Source organism: Candidatus Babeliales bacterium (genome assembly GCA_036260945.1).
GTDB lineage: Bacteria > Babelota > Babeliae > Babelales > JACPOV01 > JACPOV01.
The window spans coordinates 338,683-356,156 of the sequence record DATALT010000002.1 but is presented as its reverse complement, the minus strand read 5'-3'; the positions used below and the strand labels follow the sequence as shown (position 1 = coordinate 356,156).

The window sequence follows — 17,474 nt, the reverse complement described above, 5'->3', positions numbered from 1 at the left end:
AAAAAACGCTAAATTGATATCATGAATATTTGCAATTGTTCAGTGAGCTAAAGGAGTTCCATTCATGAGCACCCGGCATTCGGCAGTAACACTTGAAAAAATAGTTTCTTTATGCAAACGCAGAGGATTTGTCTACCCTACTGCAGAAATCTATGGTGGGTTGAACGGAGTATACGATTTCGGTAATTTGGGAACCTTACTGAAATACAATTTACGTTCAGCATGGCTAACTTCTATAAACGCCGCTTCTGACGATATTTTATTAATGGAAGGCGCACTTCTAGCACCACGCTCTGTTTGGGAAGCTTCGGGCCATATTTCAAATTTTAACGATCCGATGGTTGATTGCCTAAATTGCAAACATCGCTATCGTGCTGATGAGCTCGACCTTTCAAAACCGTGCCCACATTGTGGACAAAAAAAATGGACAGATGTACGCATGTTTAACATGATGTTCAAAACAAACGTTGGGGCATCATCAGATCAAACAAGCGAAGCATACCTGCGCCCAGAAACAGCTCAAGCAATTTTTGTAAACTTTAAAAATATTATTTCGACAAATCGTGTAAAAATTCCATTCGGCGTTGCACAAATTGGTAAAGCATTTCGTAATGAAATTAATCCTAAACAGTTCTTATTCAGAATGCGCGAATTTGAACAAATGGAAATCGAGTGGTTCTGCAAAGAAGAAACTGCAAAAAAAGATTTTGAATTTTGGTCCCAACAACGTCTGGCTTTTTATAATCATATCGGCATTGATCCATCACAAATTCGTTTGCGCGCTCATCAAACCGATGAATTATCGCACTATTCTACCGCAACTTCCGATATTGAATATAATTTCCCTTTCGGTTGGAAAGAGCTTGAGGGCGTTGCATACCGGACCAATTTTGATTTAACGCAGCACGGTTCACACTCAACAAAAGATCTCGCGGTTTTTGATGAAGCGACCAAAACATCTTATATTCCACATGTTGTAGAATGTTCGGTTGGCGTTGATAGATTATTCCTAACCACACTTTTTGATGCGTATGATGAAGATGTTGCAGATGGAGAACAACGCATTGTCCTTCGCCTTAATCCGCGGATAGCCCCGATAAAAGCAGCGCTGATGCCACTCACCAAAAAGCAAGTTGAGCCTGTTGAAAAGATGTATCGTGAATTACGCCGAAGTGGCATTATGGTACAACTTGATGAATCTGGCTCTATTGGTAAACGATATCGCCGACAAGATGAAATCGGTACACCTGTATGCTTTACGTACGATTTTGAGAGTGAAAATGATCATTGCGTAACCGCAAGAAACCGTGATACGATGCAGCAAGAAAGAATTTCTCTTGATCGAGTACACGAGTATCTTAAAAATCTGATAAAATAGGAAGAGTGCATACGATGAATGCTCTCAAGCGTTGCTATAATTGGATGGGCGCACAAGTACATGAAGCGTACGCCATTCCTCTTCTCGCGTTTGTTTTCTTTATTGAATCGATCGTATTGATTCCTGTCGATCCGCTCCTGATTCTTTATTGCATTGAATACCCTGGTAAATCTTGGTACTTTGCAAGCATTGCGACAGTGGCGTCCGTAATTGGCGGGCTCATGGGATATGGTTTGGGAGCATTTTGTTGGGATATGGTTGGGACCCGATTGGTCGGTTGCTTTTTTAGTGCTGATCAATTTGAAATGGCACTTTCTTTGTGTAAACAATATCAAGGTTGGGCACTTATCATTGCTGGATTTCTCCCTGTTCCGTATAAAATATTCACCGTTTGCGCAGGATTTTTTCATGTTCCTCTCTGGCAGTTTCTCGGCTGTTCGCTTATTGCTCGCTCAATGCGTTATTTTTTACTTGCAACCGTATTGCGCATTTACGGAGCAAAGATCAAGGAATATATTGACCGCTATTTTAGCCACTTAGTACTATTGCTGATTGTGATAGTGATTGGTGTTATTTGGTATTTCAAGCGATCATAAGGAATGGGTACATGCCTGTAAAACATATTTCACACTTCTCTCCAGGTCGTATTGTCCTTGCCTCAGTCGGTTGTGCCATAGCAATAGGAACATTTCTTTTGTCATTGCCAATAGCACGAAAAGTACCCATTTCTCTTATCGATCTTCTTTTTACATCAACTTCGGTAACCTGTGTCACTGGATTACTAACAGTACCCCTGACAGACTTTACTCCTTTTGGACAGTTGGTTATTTTTTTCCTCATGCAAATAGGCGGACTGGGTATAATAACGCTTACACTTTTTTTAATGCTATTTTTTATGGAATTTGGATTAGGGGCGCAAATCCTCGCGGGCAAATTGCTTGAATTGGAAACGTGGAAAAATATTAAACACATGATATTTTTCATTATAGGGCTCACCATAGCAATTGAACTTATAGGCGCAGTCTTTATTTTTCTTGCAATTCATAATGAATACTCACTGCAAAAAGCAATTTTTTTATCCCTATTTCACTCAGTTTCTTCATTTTGCGATGCAGGCCTTTCTCTTTTTCCAGATGGCATGGTAGCTTATAAAACTAACTGGCTGATGCTGATTTCAACAATTTTGATCATGCTTTTAGGCGGTATTGGCTTTATTACCATTCACGAAATCATTGAATATGCACGAGCTCGTAAAGTCGGAACACGCCCGCATCTTTCTCTACAAACAAAAATCACGCTTTCAATGACCGCGTTGCTTATGACCGGAGCGATCGTACTCTTTTGGCTTCTTGAGAGACAAAATACACTTTCGCACATGGATCCATTTACCGCAATTTTAAATTCAGTTTTTAACGCGGTCTCAAATAGGAGTACGGGCTTTTTAACCGTCAGCATATTTGATTTGAATATAGCGACGATTCTCATGATAATGATCGTTGCTTTCATAGGTTCATCTCCCGGTTCGACCGGCAGTGGCATTAGAACTACAACGTTTGCAATCTTTCTTGCGACGGTAAAAGCAGCAATTGAGGGAAAATCCTCGGTGCAAATTAAAGGAAGGCGCATTGCAAAAGATCAAGTTTATCGAACACTTGCTATTATTGCCCTAAGCCAAGCATGGATTCTTGCCACTATTTTTTGTTTACTCATTACAGAAAAAGGCTGGGATTTCCTTGATGTGATTTTTGCGGTAATCTCCGCATACGCAACCCTTGGCGTTGACACAGGAATTACGCCTTATCTTTCTTTTACAGGAAAATTATTTATTATGGCAACGATGATTGTAGGCCGTATTGGATCGCTCACGGTTGCTGTCGCATTGCGTAAAAAATTAGAAGCACCGGAATTTCAGTATCCTGAAGAGCGGGTTATGTTATCTTAAAAGCAAGGGACATGTATGAAATTTTGTGTGCTCGGATTAGGACGATTTGGTTATCACGTCGCGACGCGGCTTGCCGAAAATGGCATGGAAGTACTTGGTGTCGATAACAACGAAACAATTGTTGCATCGGTTCGTGATAGTGTTACGCAGGCAATTTGCATGCAAGTTCATGACGAAGCATCACTCAGATCTATCGGTGTTGACGAAATGGATGCGGTGATTGTTGCAATGGGAGAAAATTTTGCAGGCTCAATTTTAATAACTGCATTACTCAAAAAAAGACTCAACGTTCCATTGGTCATCACACGAGCGGTTAACGAGATCCACAAGGAAATCCTTCTATTGATTGGCGCCGATCAAATAATTTTGCCCGAGCGCGAAATAGGCAATACCCTTGCCGATAATTTAAGTTTGCCGTTCAGAGTAATTTCACGAATTGCCAAAAACTATTCGATCAGCCAAATAAGCGCACCAGAAAAATTTTCTGGCAAAACGATAAAAAAGATTGGGCTTCAAGAAAACTATCGCCTCAATTGCATCGGCATAAAAAAAGATGGGGAAATAATCACTGTAGACAAAGATTACGTTGTACAAGAAGGAAATCTCCTTGTGCTTGCAGGACTCAATAAAGATTTGGCAGTAGTTGCAAAATTATGATCTGCCAGGAAACGCTTATTGAATTGACGGATGTAAGCTTTTTCTATTCATCTTCTTTTTTAAGCAAGCGCATAGTTGTTCTGGATAAAATTTCCTGTTCTATCGATTATGGGAAATTATTTTTTTTGCACGGTACTAACGGTTCCGGAAAAACTACCTTTTTAAAAATACTTGCGGACCTCTTACGCCCATCTTCCGGCGCAATTCATCGCACAAATAAGCCAATTGTATATGTCGGCCATTATTTCTCCTTACCACAATTTTTTACTCCTCATCAAATCATTTCGTATGTATTAAATTTGCGCAATAAAAGTATAACGAACGATCACATTTTTTTTTATTTGGAACAAGTTAATCTAGAAAACGTCGCGCATCAAAACATAAAATCATTTTCATTTGGGATGCGCCAACGATTGATGATTGCACAAGCACTTGCGCAAGAGCCGCATCTGCTACTTTTAGATGAACCATTCTCTGGAATAGAAAAATCGCTCAGACCAAAAATTGAAGCACTATGTTTGGCAGAAAATAATTCGCGAAGCACGATCTATATTTGTCACGATGAATTTGCATATGCACACGATTTCGCTATTATTTTACACCAGGGAAAATTATTCATGCAACGCGGATCGGGTCAAAACGGAAAGGAACAGGTTGATAATTTCAGGACGAGAGATTAAACGCAGACTCAATAACGATATTCATATCACGCCCTTTAATGAAAAACAGCTCAATCCCAACAGCTATAATTTGCGCCTCCACAATGAATTGCTCGTATACCAAGATCAAGTGCTCGATATGAAAAAAGCAAACGATACCGCTTCGATTGTCATCCCAGAAAATGGACTTGAACTAACACCCGGGAAATTATATTTGGGGCGCACAGTAGAATATACTAAAACAGATAATTTAGTACCCCTTATTGAGGGAAGATCTTCGATTGCGCGGCTCGGACTTTTTATACATATCACCGCAGGATTTGGCGACGTTGGTTTTAGTGGTTATTGGACGCTTGAAATTTTCTGCGTGCAACCTATTAGAATTTATCCTAGAATTGAAATCTGCCAAATATTTTATCACACGATTGAAGGAGATTTCGATCGTTATACGAGTGGTAAATATCAGCACAATCAAGGAATTCAACCAAGCTTGCTTTATACCGAGCTTACTTAATTGAAATTAATCATTGCATCGGCCGCAGCAAAATAAATCTAAAAATCCTATGCATGCGTTTTCTGAATTGTTGCTGGGCGTTGGATTTTCACCAGCCAATTGTATAGAAAGCGCGAGAGGATTTGCTGTTTGATGCTTGGTAATATGAAAGCAAGCATCGGCACTTTTATGTGTTTCTTCATTTTTATTGAGCAGTGGACTCGTTTCTGAGACTACCGCCATCAACTGACAAAGTTTGACGCTAACAATAGCACTTTCCATAGTAAAAACAGAAGGCGCGTAACACAACGCAATAACAACAGAGGATACCAATTTTTTCATTTACTCTCCTTTTTCTTAAAGAAAACTATTCGTTTTCTTGTGGAATATTAAAACAGCAGGAAAAAATTCCCCAATAACCAAACACGTTTCTTGTATGGTCATTTTCGTCGTTCGAATGGTTCTCATTTAAATTAGTATTCTGTTTTGAGATTAATGACTTTTGCTCACTTTTTACCATAGCGCCGGCAGGAATAGTACCGATAAAAGTATACTTCCCGCTATTGTGATTCATAGTGTATGTAAAATGTGAAACAAAAAGAAGATTGAGGAGTAAGAATAATTTTAGCATCGTTGTCCCTTCCCTTAGAAATTTTCGCTGCCGCCTTAGATTGTAGCGCGGCATTGATTTAATCGATGTGTCCCAAGCTGAGCGATCTTATCATTGCAAACTATATTATAGCGAGCAAAAAAGGCATGCACAACCGCCTCATAATCGGCCGCATGTGCAGAACGCATTAACATTCCGTGGTCGCCATCGGGCAATTGGAGCAAATAAAGATCCTTATGCCCACGGTTTTTTAGGATTTCAAACAAAAATCGTGAAGAATCGATCGGTACCACAAGGTCGGTTTGGCTGTGAATAAAAATTGTAGGAATAGTAATGGGCAGCCAATGAATCGTCTTGCTTGGCGTAATGCCATCAATTTCAAGAGAAGGAAACCTCATTCGCATCATTGAACGGGCAACGGTTTGCGGTATCCATTGAAGGAAATAAATTTTTTTAACCTGATTAATAATCGATTCGAACGAATCGAATGGCGAATCTAGAACAATCGCTTTCAGCTGTGCAGGTTTATAGAGCCCCACGTAATTAATGATGGTGGCAGCACCGCGAGATAAACCAACAAGGACAATTTCTGCATCAGGAACCCTTTTAAGTGTTTCTTGGTAAGCAAAATGCAACCTCTCCAAATCTGCTTGCTGCCCCAAGTTAACTAACTCGCGGCGATACATGTTCGGTTGTGGCAAAACATCGGCAAAATCAAAAAGAGCAACGTTTCCATCAATTATCCAATGCTTATTTTCTGTTTGTTCATCACGAAATCGCATATAAAGTTTACGCGCCTGTTCTTGGGAGCCACCAAGGCCGTGCGCATAAATAAATACTGTTTCAGCATGCGCATTCAAAGCAAAAAGAAAAGTGAACAATAAGAGATGAAAACGCATTACCGTCACCGATTGATTTATAATGGGTCTATTTTTTTAAAAAATACCACGCAACAAGACAGGTTGTTGCAACAGCAACAGACCCAACAAAACCTTTTCCAAAACCAGTCAGCGCGAACGTTTCCTGATCCTCGCGCTTAATGCATTCAACTAGGTTAGGCCTGTTTGAGTTTTTGCCAAGGAACTCTGTTTCTTGCTTATAGTAAGTCTTATAAAGTGCCGGGCGGGCAATAAAAGGTATTAGATAGTCATTGTGGTTAACTAAGAAATATCTTTTAAAATCTCTAATTACTGATGTTGCCGGTTTGTTGTGGTTCTCTTGCCATTCATCTATTTTTTCAACAATGAATGTTTTTTTCTTATAAGAAACCTCATCCTTCAGAGCATGTTCCGGAATACTTTCAATTTTTCCCGCATATGAAGAAGAATATAAGAAAAATGGAACTAAAAAAAGAATAGAAACTCTTCTGAATATCATGATAAAAACCTCCATTTTCTCATGAAAATAATTAGATCGATTCGATACGAACCACGGTCATTAGTTGACGATGTCCCTTTTTGACGCGTGATTTTTTTCGGCGCTTGAACTTGAACACAATCACCTTAGGTGCCTTCATCTGTTTCACGATCGATGCTTTCACCTTGGTTGGCAAGGTTGGTTGGCCAATTTGGATTTCTCCTGGGCCCATCTTGCGTAGAAGTGCATCGAACTCAAGTTGAGCTCCTGCTTCACCTTCAATTTTTTCAATAGCGATGGTTTTTCCTTCTATCGCTTGATATTGTTTACCACCGGTTTGAATGATCGCATAGCGTTCAAATGTCGGAACAGATGGATTTTCTGTGGCTTTGGTGCGTGTTTTTTGTTCCATAAAGCAACCTTTATTTGCATACGAGATATCAACATATTCTACTAGCTGTATTTTAACAGATGAGATAAATCTGTCTACACAGCTCAATCTCATAAATACCTATCAACTTTAACATAAAAAATGCGTATTGTCTTGCCCTTTCAGGCTTTTTCTTGGGCATTTGAGATAATAACCCAGTATGCTAAGCTCAAAAAGTCATTATTTTACGTAAAAATTCAATTTTTTGAGCAAAACAAAGCGTCAGTTGAGCACTTTTTCAGGTTCATTCGTTGACAATTGCTCATACCCAGCTAGGGCCATCTTTAATAGGATTTTTAATGAAAACCGTTCGTTTGGCACTTATAAACGCCGTATTTTTATGCCTTTTTTTCAATACACAAGCACTTTTCTCGATTAAAGAAGAAGAAAGCTTTATTGAATGTATTAATAAAAATTTACTAATTGCAAATTCAAGCAATCCGCCGTCTTCCGAAGCCCTCCTCATTGGGCACATAGAAATACCTCGTGAGAACGATACAATTTTAGAATTAAGCAAACTTTATAAAAAAAACGCTGCTGAAAAGTTGAAGGCGCACCAAGATCCAATTAAGAAAGCAGCCGCACATTATTACGATCAAGCAGAGGTTCTGGCACTTTCAGCGTTATGCAAAAAAGAATCTATTCTCGTTATGAATCAACTCATTCAAATAGTTACAAAGCTTTTTGATCTTCTTGAATATTGGCAAAAAATAAATAATCGCCCAGTTCTTTATTTTGCAACCCACTGGCCAACTAAATTCTTTGAAAAAAAACCGCTCGTATTGATTGCTAACGAATCTATAAAAAATATAAAAGAAGCTCTTTATTATTATACCTATTTTTTAGGCAATATTTATCGTACAACACATAAACTAAATCGTATTAAAGCAGAAGATGAGTTCAGAGCACATTTAGCAAAAACCGCATTTCTGATCAATACTTGCTTGAATCATGAGACGTTTGAAGAATCGCAACAAGACATTGCGCTTTCATCTGAACAACTTCACGAACTTCTCATGCGCAATTATGATATTGCGACACACTTTGAAACAACAGCGCTTTTGCGCCTTTCAAAACACAAAAGCCCGAGTCATTTTGAACGCAATTGGCTAAAATATACAATTGGTGCAGCGGCAACCTTAGGCGGACTGATTTATTATAAGACTCATCAAGAACAGATCACCCAAACATCGGCGCAAACATTGGCCGCAGTAAAAAAATTAGTCCAAACTAATCTCGTTGAGCCTTTAAAAAACATATTTGATGCTTATTTTTCAAAACAAAATAGCGAAGTGCCAACTGAGTTTGAATTAAAAACTGAAAGCATTAATAACAAATATCTCACCACTAAGTATCCGCAAAAATCAGCCGATGAAATAAAAAAACTTGCTCATGAAATGACTTTAAAACGGGATTCTTCCCAATTAAAAGATGATATTGATTTCGCGTATAATAATCCTGGAAAAGCATGGTATTATGGAAGCATTACTGCGCCACTCATTGAGATTCGCATGGAAGCTTTAAATGCAATCGATGCAGTGCGACACGGCTTAAATCAAAATCATGTAAATTTTAACTTAGCAATGACACTACCTGCGATCGCTATTCTTGGTGGATTATATGTGTTGTATCGTCAGGTAAACCGTTTCTCAAAAGATATTCTTTCCGATAAGCATCGCAATCCAGTGCGCGAAGGCCTTATTAATATCGAAAACACATTGAATAAATTTAACAAACCGAATTCGTCTGTTCCATTTGAAGCGGAGGGATTAATCCTCTATTGGCTTTCAAAATTGCGTTGTTATGCACCGCATATTCCAGAACATCACAGCGCACAATTTGAGGAAGATCTTTCTCAAATCAGTTCACCCGATTTTGAGCTTGGCCAAAAATTATCGACGCTTGAAAGAATGCATCGTACCTATGAATTTCTTGGGTTCGGGCCACAGCGAAAACTCTTTTATTCGTATGGCGCACAGTCGTTTTTAAATTCCACCGTTAATCGCGAGCGTTCACTTTTTTCAGGCGCTGCTCTTTAAACTGCCAGAGTAAATCAAACGCTTTTTTTGGTGACAATTCTTCAAAGTCAATATCATCGAGCGTTGCGCCAAGAAATTCGAGATCTTTGATTTTTTTCGTATTGTTTTCAATCGCAATTCTTAATTGTTCATTTTCTCTCGCGATCTGACTAATTTCTGCCGGAATTGATCTATTTGTTTCGTGATGAATTGTCGTTGATTTCAACTGCGCAATTAGTTCAGTGGATCTGCGAATAATTTGCGCTGGCAATTGCGCAATCTTTGCTACTTCAACACCAAAACTGCCATCCGCGATTCCCGGTTCAATGCGATAGAGAAGGAGCATTCTATCTCCCACTTTTTTATTTTCGGCGTGATAATTAGCGATGCCAGGAAACTGGCTACTCAAATTCGTGAGCTCATGATAATGAGTTGCAAAAAGGCACCGCGCACGAACATGACAATAAAGATATTCAACAACCGCCTGCGCAATTGCCAGACCGTCGAAAGTACTTGTGCCGCGCCCTACTTCATCTAAAATAACCAAACTATTTTCCGTTGCTTCATGGCAAATGTATGCGGTTTCTTCCATTTCAACCAAGAAAGTACTTTTGCCTTCTGCCACATTATCGCTCGCCCCAATACGAGTGAAAATTCTATCAAGTAATGGGAGTTGAGCACTTTTTGCCGGAATAAAACTGCCGCATTGCGCCATGATGCATAGCAGTGCAACCTGCCGCAAATAGGTCGATTTACCACCCATGTTTGGGCCAGTAATAATCCAAAGAGAACGATCATTCGTTAACATCGTATCGTTTGGAATAAATCGATGCTCACTCAATCGTGCGACAACCGGATGCCGCCCCTGATGAATAATAATATCGTGCGTATTATTAAATTCTGGCCGGGCAAAACCATTCTCGTATGCAATTAATGAAAAACCGAGAAGCGCATCTAAATAAGAAAGTGATTGAGCTGTTTTTCTCAAGGGTGATGTAAATTCAAAAACTTCTTTTTTTACTTGCGCAAAAACATCCGCTTCCAGCTGCTCAACTTCAGCTCGTGCTGTCATAATTTCTCGTTCAAGTTCTTTTAATGCTGCTGTAGTGAATCGCTCTTTGCCAACAAGCGTTTGATGGCGAATATAATGCTCTGGAACGAGCCCACTATTTGTTTTGGTGACTTCAATATAATAACCATGAACTTGATTATATCTAATCTTGAGGGAATTGATGCCGGTTTTTTCTTGCTCCGCTCGCTCAAGCGCTAAAATTCGCTCATTACTTTGTTCGATTAAATCGCGAATGTAATCAAGTTTTTGATCAAATCCCCGCTTAATAATCCAATCTTTACTCGCATCATCATTTAATGCAGCTGATAGCAATCTCTTTAACTGAGTAAAATTACCAAGCGAATGCACAATGAGCCGCATGAGCGGCAATTCTTGCAGTGGAAGAAGTTGCTCAATAATATCTGGCAAACAATTAATGGCACAAAGAAGCCCCAAATAATCGTTAAGAATTCCTCTGCCGAGTGCTATTCGGCCAACAATTCGCTCTAAATCACCAATCTCCATAAATTTTTCGCGCAATGCATTGCGCATCGATTGCCGTTCAATAAATGCAGCAACTATATCTTGTCGCTGAATTATTGCATCTTTTTTTACCAAAGGGCGCGCAATCCATTTTTTTATCGTACGAGAACCCATCGCTGTAATTGCGCCATCAAGAACTTCAAACAAAGTATTTTTACTGCCGCCATCTTGATTGTTTTTTACCAATTCAAGATGGCGCTGCGTGCTGCGATCAAAATTGAGAAAATCATCAGGTTTATAAAAGTGGAGCTGCTTGAACTGATCAAGAGAAGATTGTTGATTTTTCTTCAGATAGCTATACAGAAGCGCTATCGCATTTTCCAACGAATGATACTGCGTAACTGAACTCATGATTTCAGATTTAAATTGACGTTCAGCCCATGCTCGTGAATCGGTATAATCGTCTTGTGCAACTGAATGCATCGTCGTGCAATAACCCATGCGCCCAATATGCGACATTAATGTTTTTATATCGCCAATCGCTGGGAAAACAATTTCATCGGGAAAAAAACGGACAAGTTCACTTTCTAACGCTTGATACTGCTCATTTGAGATAATAGTGGCAAAAAGCTGTGCGGTTAACAATTCGCCAAAAAGCAATCCCCACTGATCTTTCATCGGAAAAAATGCGAGCAAATAAGATGCAGATTTTGTATCGAGTAATTGCGTATCGGTCAGCGTTCCCGGCGTTAAAACGCGAGTAACTCCTCTACGCACAACTTTGCCAGGCTTTGGTTCTTCAAGCTGATCGCAAATTGCAATCCGAAAACCACCCTTAACAAGTTTTGCTACATAATAATCAAGTGCATGAACAGGAACGCCACATAATGGAATATCCTCACCACTATTTTTCCCGCGCGCAGTAAGAGTGATACCCAAAAAAGCGGCCGCTTTTTTTGCATCATCAAAAAACAGTTCATAAAAATCGCCCACCTGAAACATTATTACCGTTTCAGGATAGTGTTCTTTAATTTCGAAATATTGCCTCATCAAAGGCGTAACATTATTTTTGGCTAACTCACTCATTCTTATAACACCGTTAAAAAAGATCTTATTGCTCTGCAAAATATGCACTAGCTTATCACTATTATTGCAAATAATCTTGCAAAATGAGTAGGATTTGCGCACAAAAAGGAGAACCGAATGAAGCTTCGTTTTCTAATATTATTCGTTGCGCTGAGCAGCCATGCAGCCCCACCATTATTGTACGATACATTTGACGATCTGAACCAAAATAATGTGAAACGTCTGCCGCAATTTATTCTTGATTTTTATCATGCGCTTAAGGATACCACCAAAGAAGTGCATCAAGCATTAATAAACTTACCTCATACTTTTTTTAATAGTCTGCAGAATTATCCGCACGCAGATGAGCTTGCAAACGTGCGATATTGCCCGAACGATGAATTATGCGCGCAAGAAAAAGCGTACGTAGATAAGCGACTTTCTATTGTAAAAAAATACATGGAGGAAAAATTTAATATACAACTGGATGACGATCGCGTTCCACGCATCGCTTATTGTTTTAGCGGTGGCGGATTTCGAGCGATGATCATGACAATCGGTTTTCTAACCGGTGCCCATTCACTCAATGGCTTAAATAATGCGCTTTACATCGCAGGGCTTTCTGGATCAACATGGGCGATTGCGCCATGGATTGCGTCGGGTAAAACATTGCAAGATTTTTTTGAACCACTTTCATTACAGCTTGCAGGCGGAATGGCGCAAATTTCAAGTATAAAAACAGTCAGCCAAATGGTTGAGCATTTAATTAATAAAATGTACTTCAAACAACTCATCTCGGTAATAGATATTTATGGCCACATTCTTGCAAATACGCTTCTTAATCACACCGTAGAAGATCCACTGCGCATCACCATTAGCGAATCGCATTCTCTCATTTCTGATGGTTCAAAACCAATGCCTATTTACACAGCGATTCACTCAAACATTCAACCATACGAATGGATCGAATTTACACCGTTTGAAGTTGGCAGCGCCTATTTAAAATCATATGTTCCAACATGGGCATTTGGGCGAAAATTCAAAGAAGGCGTCTCAGTAAATAATGCTCCAGAGCAAACACTCGGTTTTTATATGGGCGTTTTCGGCTCAGCATTCGAATTGAATTTAAAAGACGTCATTCGCATGACCGCCGATAACATCGCGCAAGTGAAATCGGATCTGCCATCTTACCTGTATTTACCGCTTAAGAAAATTACCATGCTTGTTTTAAACTCAATTCTTGGCGATATTAGGCTTTTCCCTGCGATTTTAGAAAACTTTACCTATCAGCATACAAAAAGCCCAATTAGAGATGAGCATGAGATGGTGTTAGTTGATGCTGGCATAGATTTTAATTTACCGCTTCCCCCTCTTTTACGAGCATCTCGCAAAGTAGATATGATTATTATTTATGATGCATCAGCTTCGGTCAGCGGTGCTCCCGAGCTTTATCGAGCCGAACGATACGCTCGCCGCAAAGGAATGAAATTCCCGAAAATAAATTATGAGGGGATCGATCAGAAACCAATAAATATTTTTAGTGATCCAAATGATCCTGAGACACCGATAATCGTTTATTTTCCAAGAATAAAGAATGAACTTTATTGCACTGAGTTTGATCCAGAAATTTGCATTAACCAAAACTACTGCAATACGTACAACTTTGCGTACACGAAAGAACAAGTTCATCAACTTTGTGGTCTTGCAGAGTTTACGATTAAGGAAAACCAGCAAATTTTGGAAGAGCTCTTAAAAGAATTATTGACCAAAAAATATGGGTATCAATTACCCGCAACTGCTTGAATTAATTGCTATCTATGGTCTCGATATCTGCAAAAGCATGAAGCTGCTGATCAATTTTCGTTCGCATAGCGCCTAGTGTTTGTTTGTACATAGGCTGCGATGAAATGACGAGCTGCTCTAAGCTGCTTGCTGTCTCATCTACAGCATCTTTCACGCTTTGAGAAATTTGCAAACCGCGCTCATGAAGATAAGAACCCATAGAACTCATTCTATGCTCCATAAAGCCCAAAATCGACTCTATTTGAATAACTAAAAGGGCCCAATCAGTCTTTAGTTCGGTGAGCACCGGCTGATTATTATCGATTCGCTCGGCCATACTTTCTATTTCAGCAAAAACTACCGGCAACGATACGCGATGCGCCAAATACCAAGTCAACCGGCTTTCATGAAACAAGCGAGCGACAACTTTATCAACCGACTCATCAAACATTTTAAAATAGCGTCCAAATGGCGAGAGGCTTGCGATTGCCAGCTGATTCATCAGGGCACCCCAAAAAAGCGTTTTGCCCCATTGGAACCATCCACCGAGAGAATAATCGCCATTGGGTGCGATAGTACTTATTGTTTTAGACATTGCCTCTTGCTTGACAATAATAAGATCGATTTTAGGAAGAAAGTTTTTTATAACTTCATCGCAATTAAGTTCACCCTTAATATTCGGGCAAGGCAGAGGCGGGATCACTGGCTCCGAAAGCCACTGATATGCCACCACACCAGCTCCAATCACTGCTGCACCAACCATCGCTTTTTTTATGAGCTTGCCTCTCTTAATTTCCCACTCAACTTTTGCTTTAAAGTAATTGATTTTGGCGTTATCTATTCTTTTGAATGACTGAACTAATTGATCAGCTTGTAAAGCCGAAACAATAACGCTGAGCCACAACAATAGGCTTCTTGATAAAACGCCAATATTCATATCATCTTCCTTTGTAAAAAACTTCCCAACCTATCCAGTGTAAATGACGCACACTCGGCGTCAATAGCTTAGGCCAAGTATATATCAACTTGCAATCTCATATAAATAATTGAAATTAAATATTTATATATTGTATTATTATTTTACATACTGAAACTTTAATTTAGCGGGTTAGAGATGAGAGCATTTTCCGTTTTCATGCTTTTTTGCTTTGCGTTTGCCAATCTCCACGGCGCTCTGCACAAATCTCCCCCCACGCTTGTTGAGTGTATTTTACGCAAACTTATTTCGTATCAGTTAAAAGAAGCGAACGAGCTAACTCAAAAAGAACAAATGGTCATCGAAAATTTGAATAAACTACTCCCCGAACTAACCGAAAAAAAGGATAAAATTATCGCAGATTATTCATTACCTACAAAAAAATATAGCATTCCCGCCTTGATAAGCGTTTCAAGCGACCACCAAATTGGCATCACCCAAAATAGCCGTATTGATTTTATCTCTGCAAGCCAATGGCATAAAAAAAAAGACACGAATTTTGCGCTTTCACCATCGAACAATTTTCTTTCTTTTATCAGGCAAGGCACAAAAAGCTTTAAGATATTTATCTTCGACATAAAAACTAAACACACACGTCGCTTACCCTTTCAACTAGATAAAAAAACTGCTGCACTTACACCACTTTTTTTATCTGATGATACTTTCTTGATGTATGCGCCCAAAAAAAACAACATAGACATATTTAAACTCGATAGTTTGGAAAAACGATTTTTTGTAACAGATTTTCCTATCGAAATAATGGCATCTTCAGCTTGCACCAAGCAGTTATTGATCGCTACGAATTGCGATCAAGATAATAGAATCGAACGTTGCATCGATGTAATAACCTTCGCAAACGATTTAGTTATTCGGCATGTATCGCTCGTAGGTTTTCATGGAAAAATATACTCATTAACGCCGAGCAAAAATAGCTCCCTGCTGGCATCAGCAACAAATGACGAGCACACGGGACGCGTTACTATTTGGGATACAAAAGAAAACCAATTTGTGTGCAGCTTGAAGCATAATGCACCTGTCCACTCTGCAGCTTTCAGTCCAGATAATAAACTCCTTTTGACAGGTAGCCGTGAAAACGGCGGCAAAATACGAGTTTGGAATATCGCAAAACAGGAATCTATTGCTAATATTGTTACTGGGCCGTTTAAGCAAAACGCACCGCCCATGTTGCTTTCGTGGAACCAAGATTCGATTATAATACAAGATCTCTGGAACGTCGCATATAAGCTTGATATCCCGCACAAACGATTCGAAAAACTTTTATGCCTCCAAGGTGACGTGACTGCAGCAAAATCGCAGAATGATACGGAGAATGCTCAGTGAAACTATCTCTAAGAGCATTTCTTTGTTTGTTTTTTTTTCGTGCTTCCAACTGCATGGAGCAACCGCTGCTGTTTAAATCAAAATCCACGCAAGAATATACGGAGCAACAACTTCCTACGCTAGGCCATTCTTATTCTGGTGAATATTTTAATCCGACCATGATGGCAAAAATAGCTGTTGGTTGGCAAAAATTTTTTAGAACAACAAAACAACAAAGCGAGAAGCAAAAAGAAAGTATAGAGTTTAGTAAAATTACCGATCTGAACCCGGCACAATCTCGCGCAATTATAAAGTCGCATTTAGTTGACTGGAAAACTGGCTTATTAATTTTTGATCTGAAATGCTACAAGGGTTCTTTTTCTTGCCAAGACGATCTTATCGCATTTTACAATAAGGACAAAAAGATCATAAGTTTATCGAATGCAAGCACACTCGAGCATCTAAATGAGTTTGGATGCACACCCATCAGAACAGTTCTCTTTCCAGATAAAAAAAGGATTATTATAGTCCCTGAAGAATCTGGCACTATTTATTATACCCAAAATGATGCAACTGAAAAAAAACTCGTTCCTCAAAAGCTTATTGATTCGGGGGAGATCGATCTTGCAGATATATTTAATAGGGACTCATTAACACATACGACTTTTTTAGAAAATAATAAATCGATTGCGACGATTTATCTGAGAGATTTAGTGGGGCAAAAAATAATTACGGAATTAAACGGGCACGAAAATTCCGTCACGAAACTGCAACATACACAAACAACGATTGGCTCCGGGTCGCAAGACAAAACGGTTCGCCTATGGGATCCTGAATTATCAAAAAAGAGTGCTTGCTTAAGTACATTGCAACATCCAACACCTATTACAGCATTAACATTCCATCCCAAGGAGCCGTATATTACCTCGGGAACTGGTATACCAGATGGTAAAATATATGTGTGGGATACGCGAAAAACGAATCAACCTATTAGTATAACTACGCTTGAATCATCAATAGCACCATCGGCACTTGTAAAAAATCTTTACGAAACTGATGAAGTGCATCCATCAATAGTTTATCTGGCGCATAATGATAACGGTTCGTCAATCGTTGCACAAACTAAATGGTATGACCAAAATACTTATCAAACGTATGAGGGAGAATTCCTTGAGCTTCTAGCAGGAAAACCGCTTGCAAAGAAATCTTTTACTAAAGCATACGATTCCCTAGAAAAAGAATCTGCCCTTTAGC

General features: G+C 39.2%; 17 protein-coding genes. 10 read left to right on the top strand and 7 right to left on the bottom strand.

Annotated elements, in window-relative coordinates; translation table 11 throughout:
- Positions 1–64 precede the first annotated feature (64 nt).
- The 6 genes from VHO47_02420 to dcd are packed head-to-tail and all read left to right on the top strand — an operon-like array spanning position 65 to position 5,150.
- Positions 65–1,378 carry a glycine--tRNA ligase gene (locus VHO47_02420; protein HEX2977948.1) on the top strand — a complete coding sequence of 438 codons (1,314 nt, stop codon included), beginning with the start codon at positions 65–67 and terminating at the stop codon, positions 1,376–1,378.
- 14 nt (positions 1,379–1,392) lie between these two features.
- Positions 1,393–1,974, top strand: coding sequence for a VTT domain-containing protein (locus VHO47_02415; GenBank protein ID HEX2977947.1), 582 nt, complete (start codon positions 1,393–1,395; stop codon positions 1,972–1,974).
- A gap of 11 nt (positions 1,975–1,985) precedes the next feature.
- Positions 1,986–3,320 (top strand): potassium transporter TrkG, encoded by a 1,335-nt coding sequence (locus tag VHO47_02410; protein ID HEX2977946.1) that lies wholly within the window; start codon positions 1,986–1,988, stop codon positions 3,318–3,320.
- A gap of 15 nt (positions 3,321–3,335) precedes the next feature.
- On the top strand, positions 3,336–3,977 hold the full coding sequence (locus VHO47_02405) for a TrkA family potassium uptake protein (protein ID HEX2977945.1): 642 nt from the start codon (positions 3,336–3,338) through the stop codon (positions 3,975–3,977).
- Positions 3,974–4,657, top strand: coding sequence for an ABC transporter ATP-binding protein (locus VHO47_02400; GenBank protein ID HEX2977944.1), 684 nt, complete (start codon positions 3,974–3,976; stop codon positions 4,655–4,657). The genes VHO47_02405 and VHO47_02400 overlap by 4 nt, the downstream gene beginning before the upstream one ends.
- Positions 4,632–5,150 carry a dCTP deaminase gene (dcd, locus tag VHO47_02395; GenBank protein HEX2977943.1) on the top strand — a complete coding sequence of 173 codons (519 nt, stop codon included), beginning with the start codon at positions 4,632–4,634 and terminating at the stop codon, positions 5,148–5,150. The genes VHO47_02400 and dcd overlap by 26 nt, the downstream gene beginning before the upstream one ends.
- Positions 5,151–5,156: 6 nt before the next feature.
- Here the strand turns inward: dcd and VHO47_02390 are convergent, their stop codons facing one another.
- Genes VHO47_02390 through rplU form a run of 5 tightly spaced genes read right to left on the bottom strand, consistent with a single transcriptional unit; the run spans position 5,157 to position 7,507 of the window.
- Positions 5,157–5,471, bottom strand: a complete 315-nt coding sequence (locus VHO47_02390; protein HEX2977942.1) for a hypothetical protein — start codon at positions 5,469–5,471, stop codon at positions 5,157–5,159.
- Between the two features lie 25 nt (positions 5,472–5,496).
- Positions 5,497–5,760 (bottom strand): hypothetical protein, encoded by a 264-nt coding sequence (locus tag VHO47_02385; protein ID HEX2977941.1) that lies wholly within the window; start codon positions 5,758–5,760, stop codon positions 5,497–5,499.
- Positions 5,761–5,795: 35 nt separating this feature from the next.
- Positions 5,796–6,638, bottom strand: a complete 843-nt coding sequence (locus VHO47_02380) for a prolyl oligopeptidase family serine peptidase (protein ID HEX2977940.1) — start codon at positions 6,636–6,638, stop codon at positions 5,796–5,798.
- Between the two features lie 28 nt (positions 6,639–6,666).
- A complete protein-coding gene (locus tag VHO47_02375; protein HEX2977939.1) occupies positions 6,667–7,116 on the bottom strand; it encodes a hypothetical protein in 450 nt (149 codons plus the stop codon).
- 31 nt (positions 7,117–7,147) lie between these two features.
- Positions 7,148–7,507 (bottom strand): 50S ribosomal protein L21, encoded by a 360-nt coding sequence (gene rplU, locus VHO47_02370; GenBank protein HEX2977938.1) that lies wholly within the window; start codon positions 7,505–7,507, stop codon positions 7,148–7,150.
- Positions 7,508–7,824: 317 nt separating this feature from the next.
- Here rplU and VHO47_02365 point away from each other — a divergent pair, with 317 nt between their 5' ends.
- Entirely contained in the window at positions 7,825–9,564 is a 1,740-nt protein-coding gene (locus VHO47_02365) for a hypothetical protein (protein HEX2977937.1), read from the top strand.
- On the opposite strand, the gene mutS is transcribed toward VHO47_02365, so the two are convergent.
- Complete coding sequence (gene mutS, locus VHO47_02360; protein ID HEX2977936.1) at positions 9,524–12,163, bottom strand: DNA mismatch repair protein MutS; 2,640 nt, start codon at positions 12,161–12,163, stop codon at positions 9,524–9,526. The two genes, VHO47_02365 and mutS, sit on opposite strands and share 41 nt — an antisense overlap.
- Before the next feature lie 117 nt (positions 12,164–12,280).
- Here mutS and VHO47_02355 point away from each other — a divergent pair, with 117 nt between their 5' ends.
- Entirely contained in the window at positions 12,281–13,945 is a 1,665-nt protein-coding gene (locus VHO47_02355) for a hypothetical protein (GenBank protein ID HEX2977935.1), read from the top strand.
- A 1-nt stretch (position 13,946) separates the two neighbouring features.
- Here VHO47_02355 and VHO47_02350 read toward each other — a convergent pair whose 3' ends face one another.
- Positions 13,947–14,861, bottom strand: a complete 915-nt coding sequence (locus VHO47_02350; protein ID HEX2977934.1) for a hypothetical protein — start codon at positions 14,859–14,861, stop codon at positions 13,947–13,949.
- Between the two features lie 177 nt (positions 14,862–15,038).
- On the opposite strand from VHO47_02350, the gene VHO47_02345 reads away from it, so the two are divergent.
- Together VHO47_02345 and VHO47_02340 are read left to right on the top strand one after the other, a co-directional pair.
- Complete coding sequence (locus VHO47_02345) at positions 15,039–16,241, top strand: WD40 repeat domain-containing protein (GenBank protein ID HEX2977933.1); 1,203 nt, start codon at positions 15,039–15,041, stop codon at positions 16,239–16,241.
- Positions 16,238–17,473 carry a WD40 repeat domain-containing protein gene (locus VHO47_02340; GenBank protein ID HEX2977932.1) on the top strand — a complete coding sequence of 412 codons (1,236 nt, stop codon included), beginning with the start codon at positions 16,238–16,240 and terminating at the stop codon, positions 17,471–17,473. Before VHO47_02345 ends, VHO47_02340 begins: the two co-directional genes overlap by 4 nt.
- The last annotated feature ends 1 nt before the right edge of the window (position 17,474 follow it).

Coding starts and splice junctions, on each gene's coding strand:
- VHO47_02415 (HEX2977947.1), top strand. CDS start 1,393: ATGAATGCTCTCAAGCGTTGCTATAATTGGATGGGCGCACAAGTACAT.
- VHO47_02410 (HEX2977946.1), top strand. CDS start 1,986: ATGCCTGTAAAACATATTTCACACTTCTCTCCAGGTCGTATTGTCCTT.
- VHO47_02385 (HEX2977941.1), bottom strand. CDS start 5,760: ATGCTAAAATTATTCTTACTCCTCAATCTTCTTTTTGTTTCACATTTT.
- VHO47_02380 (HEX2977940.1), bottom strand. CDS start 6,638: ATGCGTTTTCATCTCTTATTGTTCACTTTTCTTTTTGCTTTGAATGCG.
- mutS (HEX2977936.1), bottom strand. CDS start 12,163: ATGAGTGAGTTAGCCAAAAATAATGTTACGCCTTTGATGAGGCAATAT.
- VHO47_02355 (HEX2977935.1), top strand. CDS start 12,281: ATGAAGCTTCGTTTTCTAATATTATTCGTTGCGCTGAGCAGCCATGCA.
- VHO47_02345 (HEX2977933.1), top strand. CDS start 15,039: ATGAGAGCATTTTCCGTTTTCATGCTTTTTTGCTTTGCGTTTGCCAAT.
- VHO47_02375 (HEX2977939.1), bottom strand. CDS start 7,116: ATGATATTCAGAAGAGTTTCTATTCTTTTTTTAGTTCCATTTTTCTTA.
- VHO47_02400 (HEX2977944.1), top strand. CDS start 3,974: ATGATCTGCCAGGAAACGCTTATTGAATTGACGGATGTAAGCTTTTTC.
- VHO47_02405 (HEX2977945.1), top strand. CDS start 3,336: ATGAAATTTTGTGTGCTCGGATTAGGACGATTTGGTTATCACGTCGCG.
- VHO47_02420 (HEX2977948.1), top strand. CDS start 65: ATGAGCACCCGGCATTCGGCAGTAACACTTGAAAAAATAGTTTCTTTA.
- VHO47_02365 (HEX2977937.1), top strand. CDS start 7,825: ATGAAAACCGTTCGTTTGGCACTTATAAACGCCGTATTTTTATGCCTT.
- VHO47_02390 (HEX2977942.1), bottom strand. CDS start 5,471: ATGAAAAAATTGGTATCCTCTGTTGTTATTGCGTTGTGTTACGCGCCT.
- VHO47_02350 (HEX2977934.1), bottom strand. CDS start 14,861: ATGAATATTGGCGTTTTATCAAGAAGCCTATTGTTGTGGCTCAGCGTT.
- rplU (HEX2977938.1), bottom strand. CDS start 7,507: ATGGAACAAAAAACACGCACCAAAGCCACAGAAAATCCATCTGTTCCG.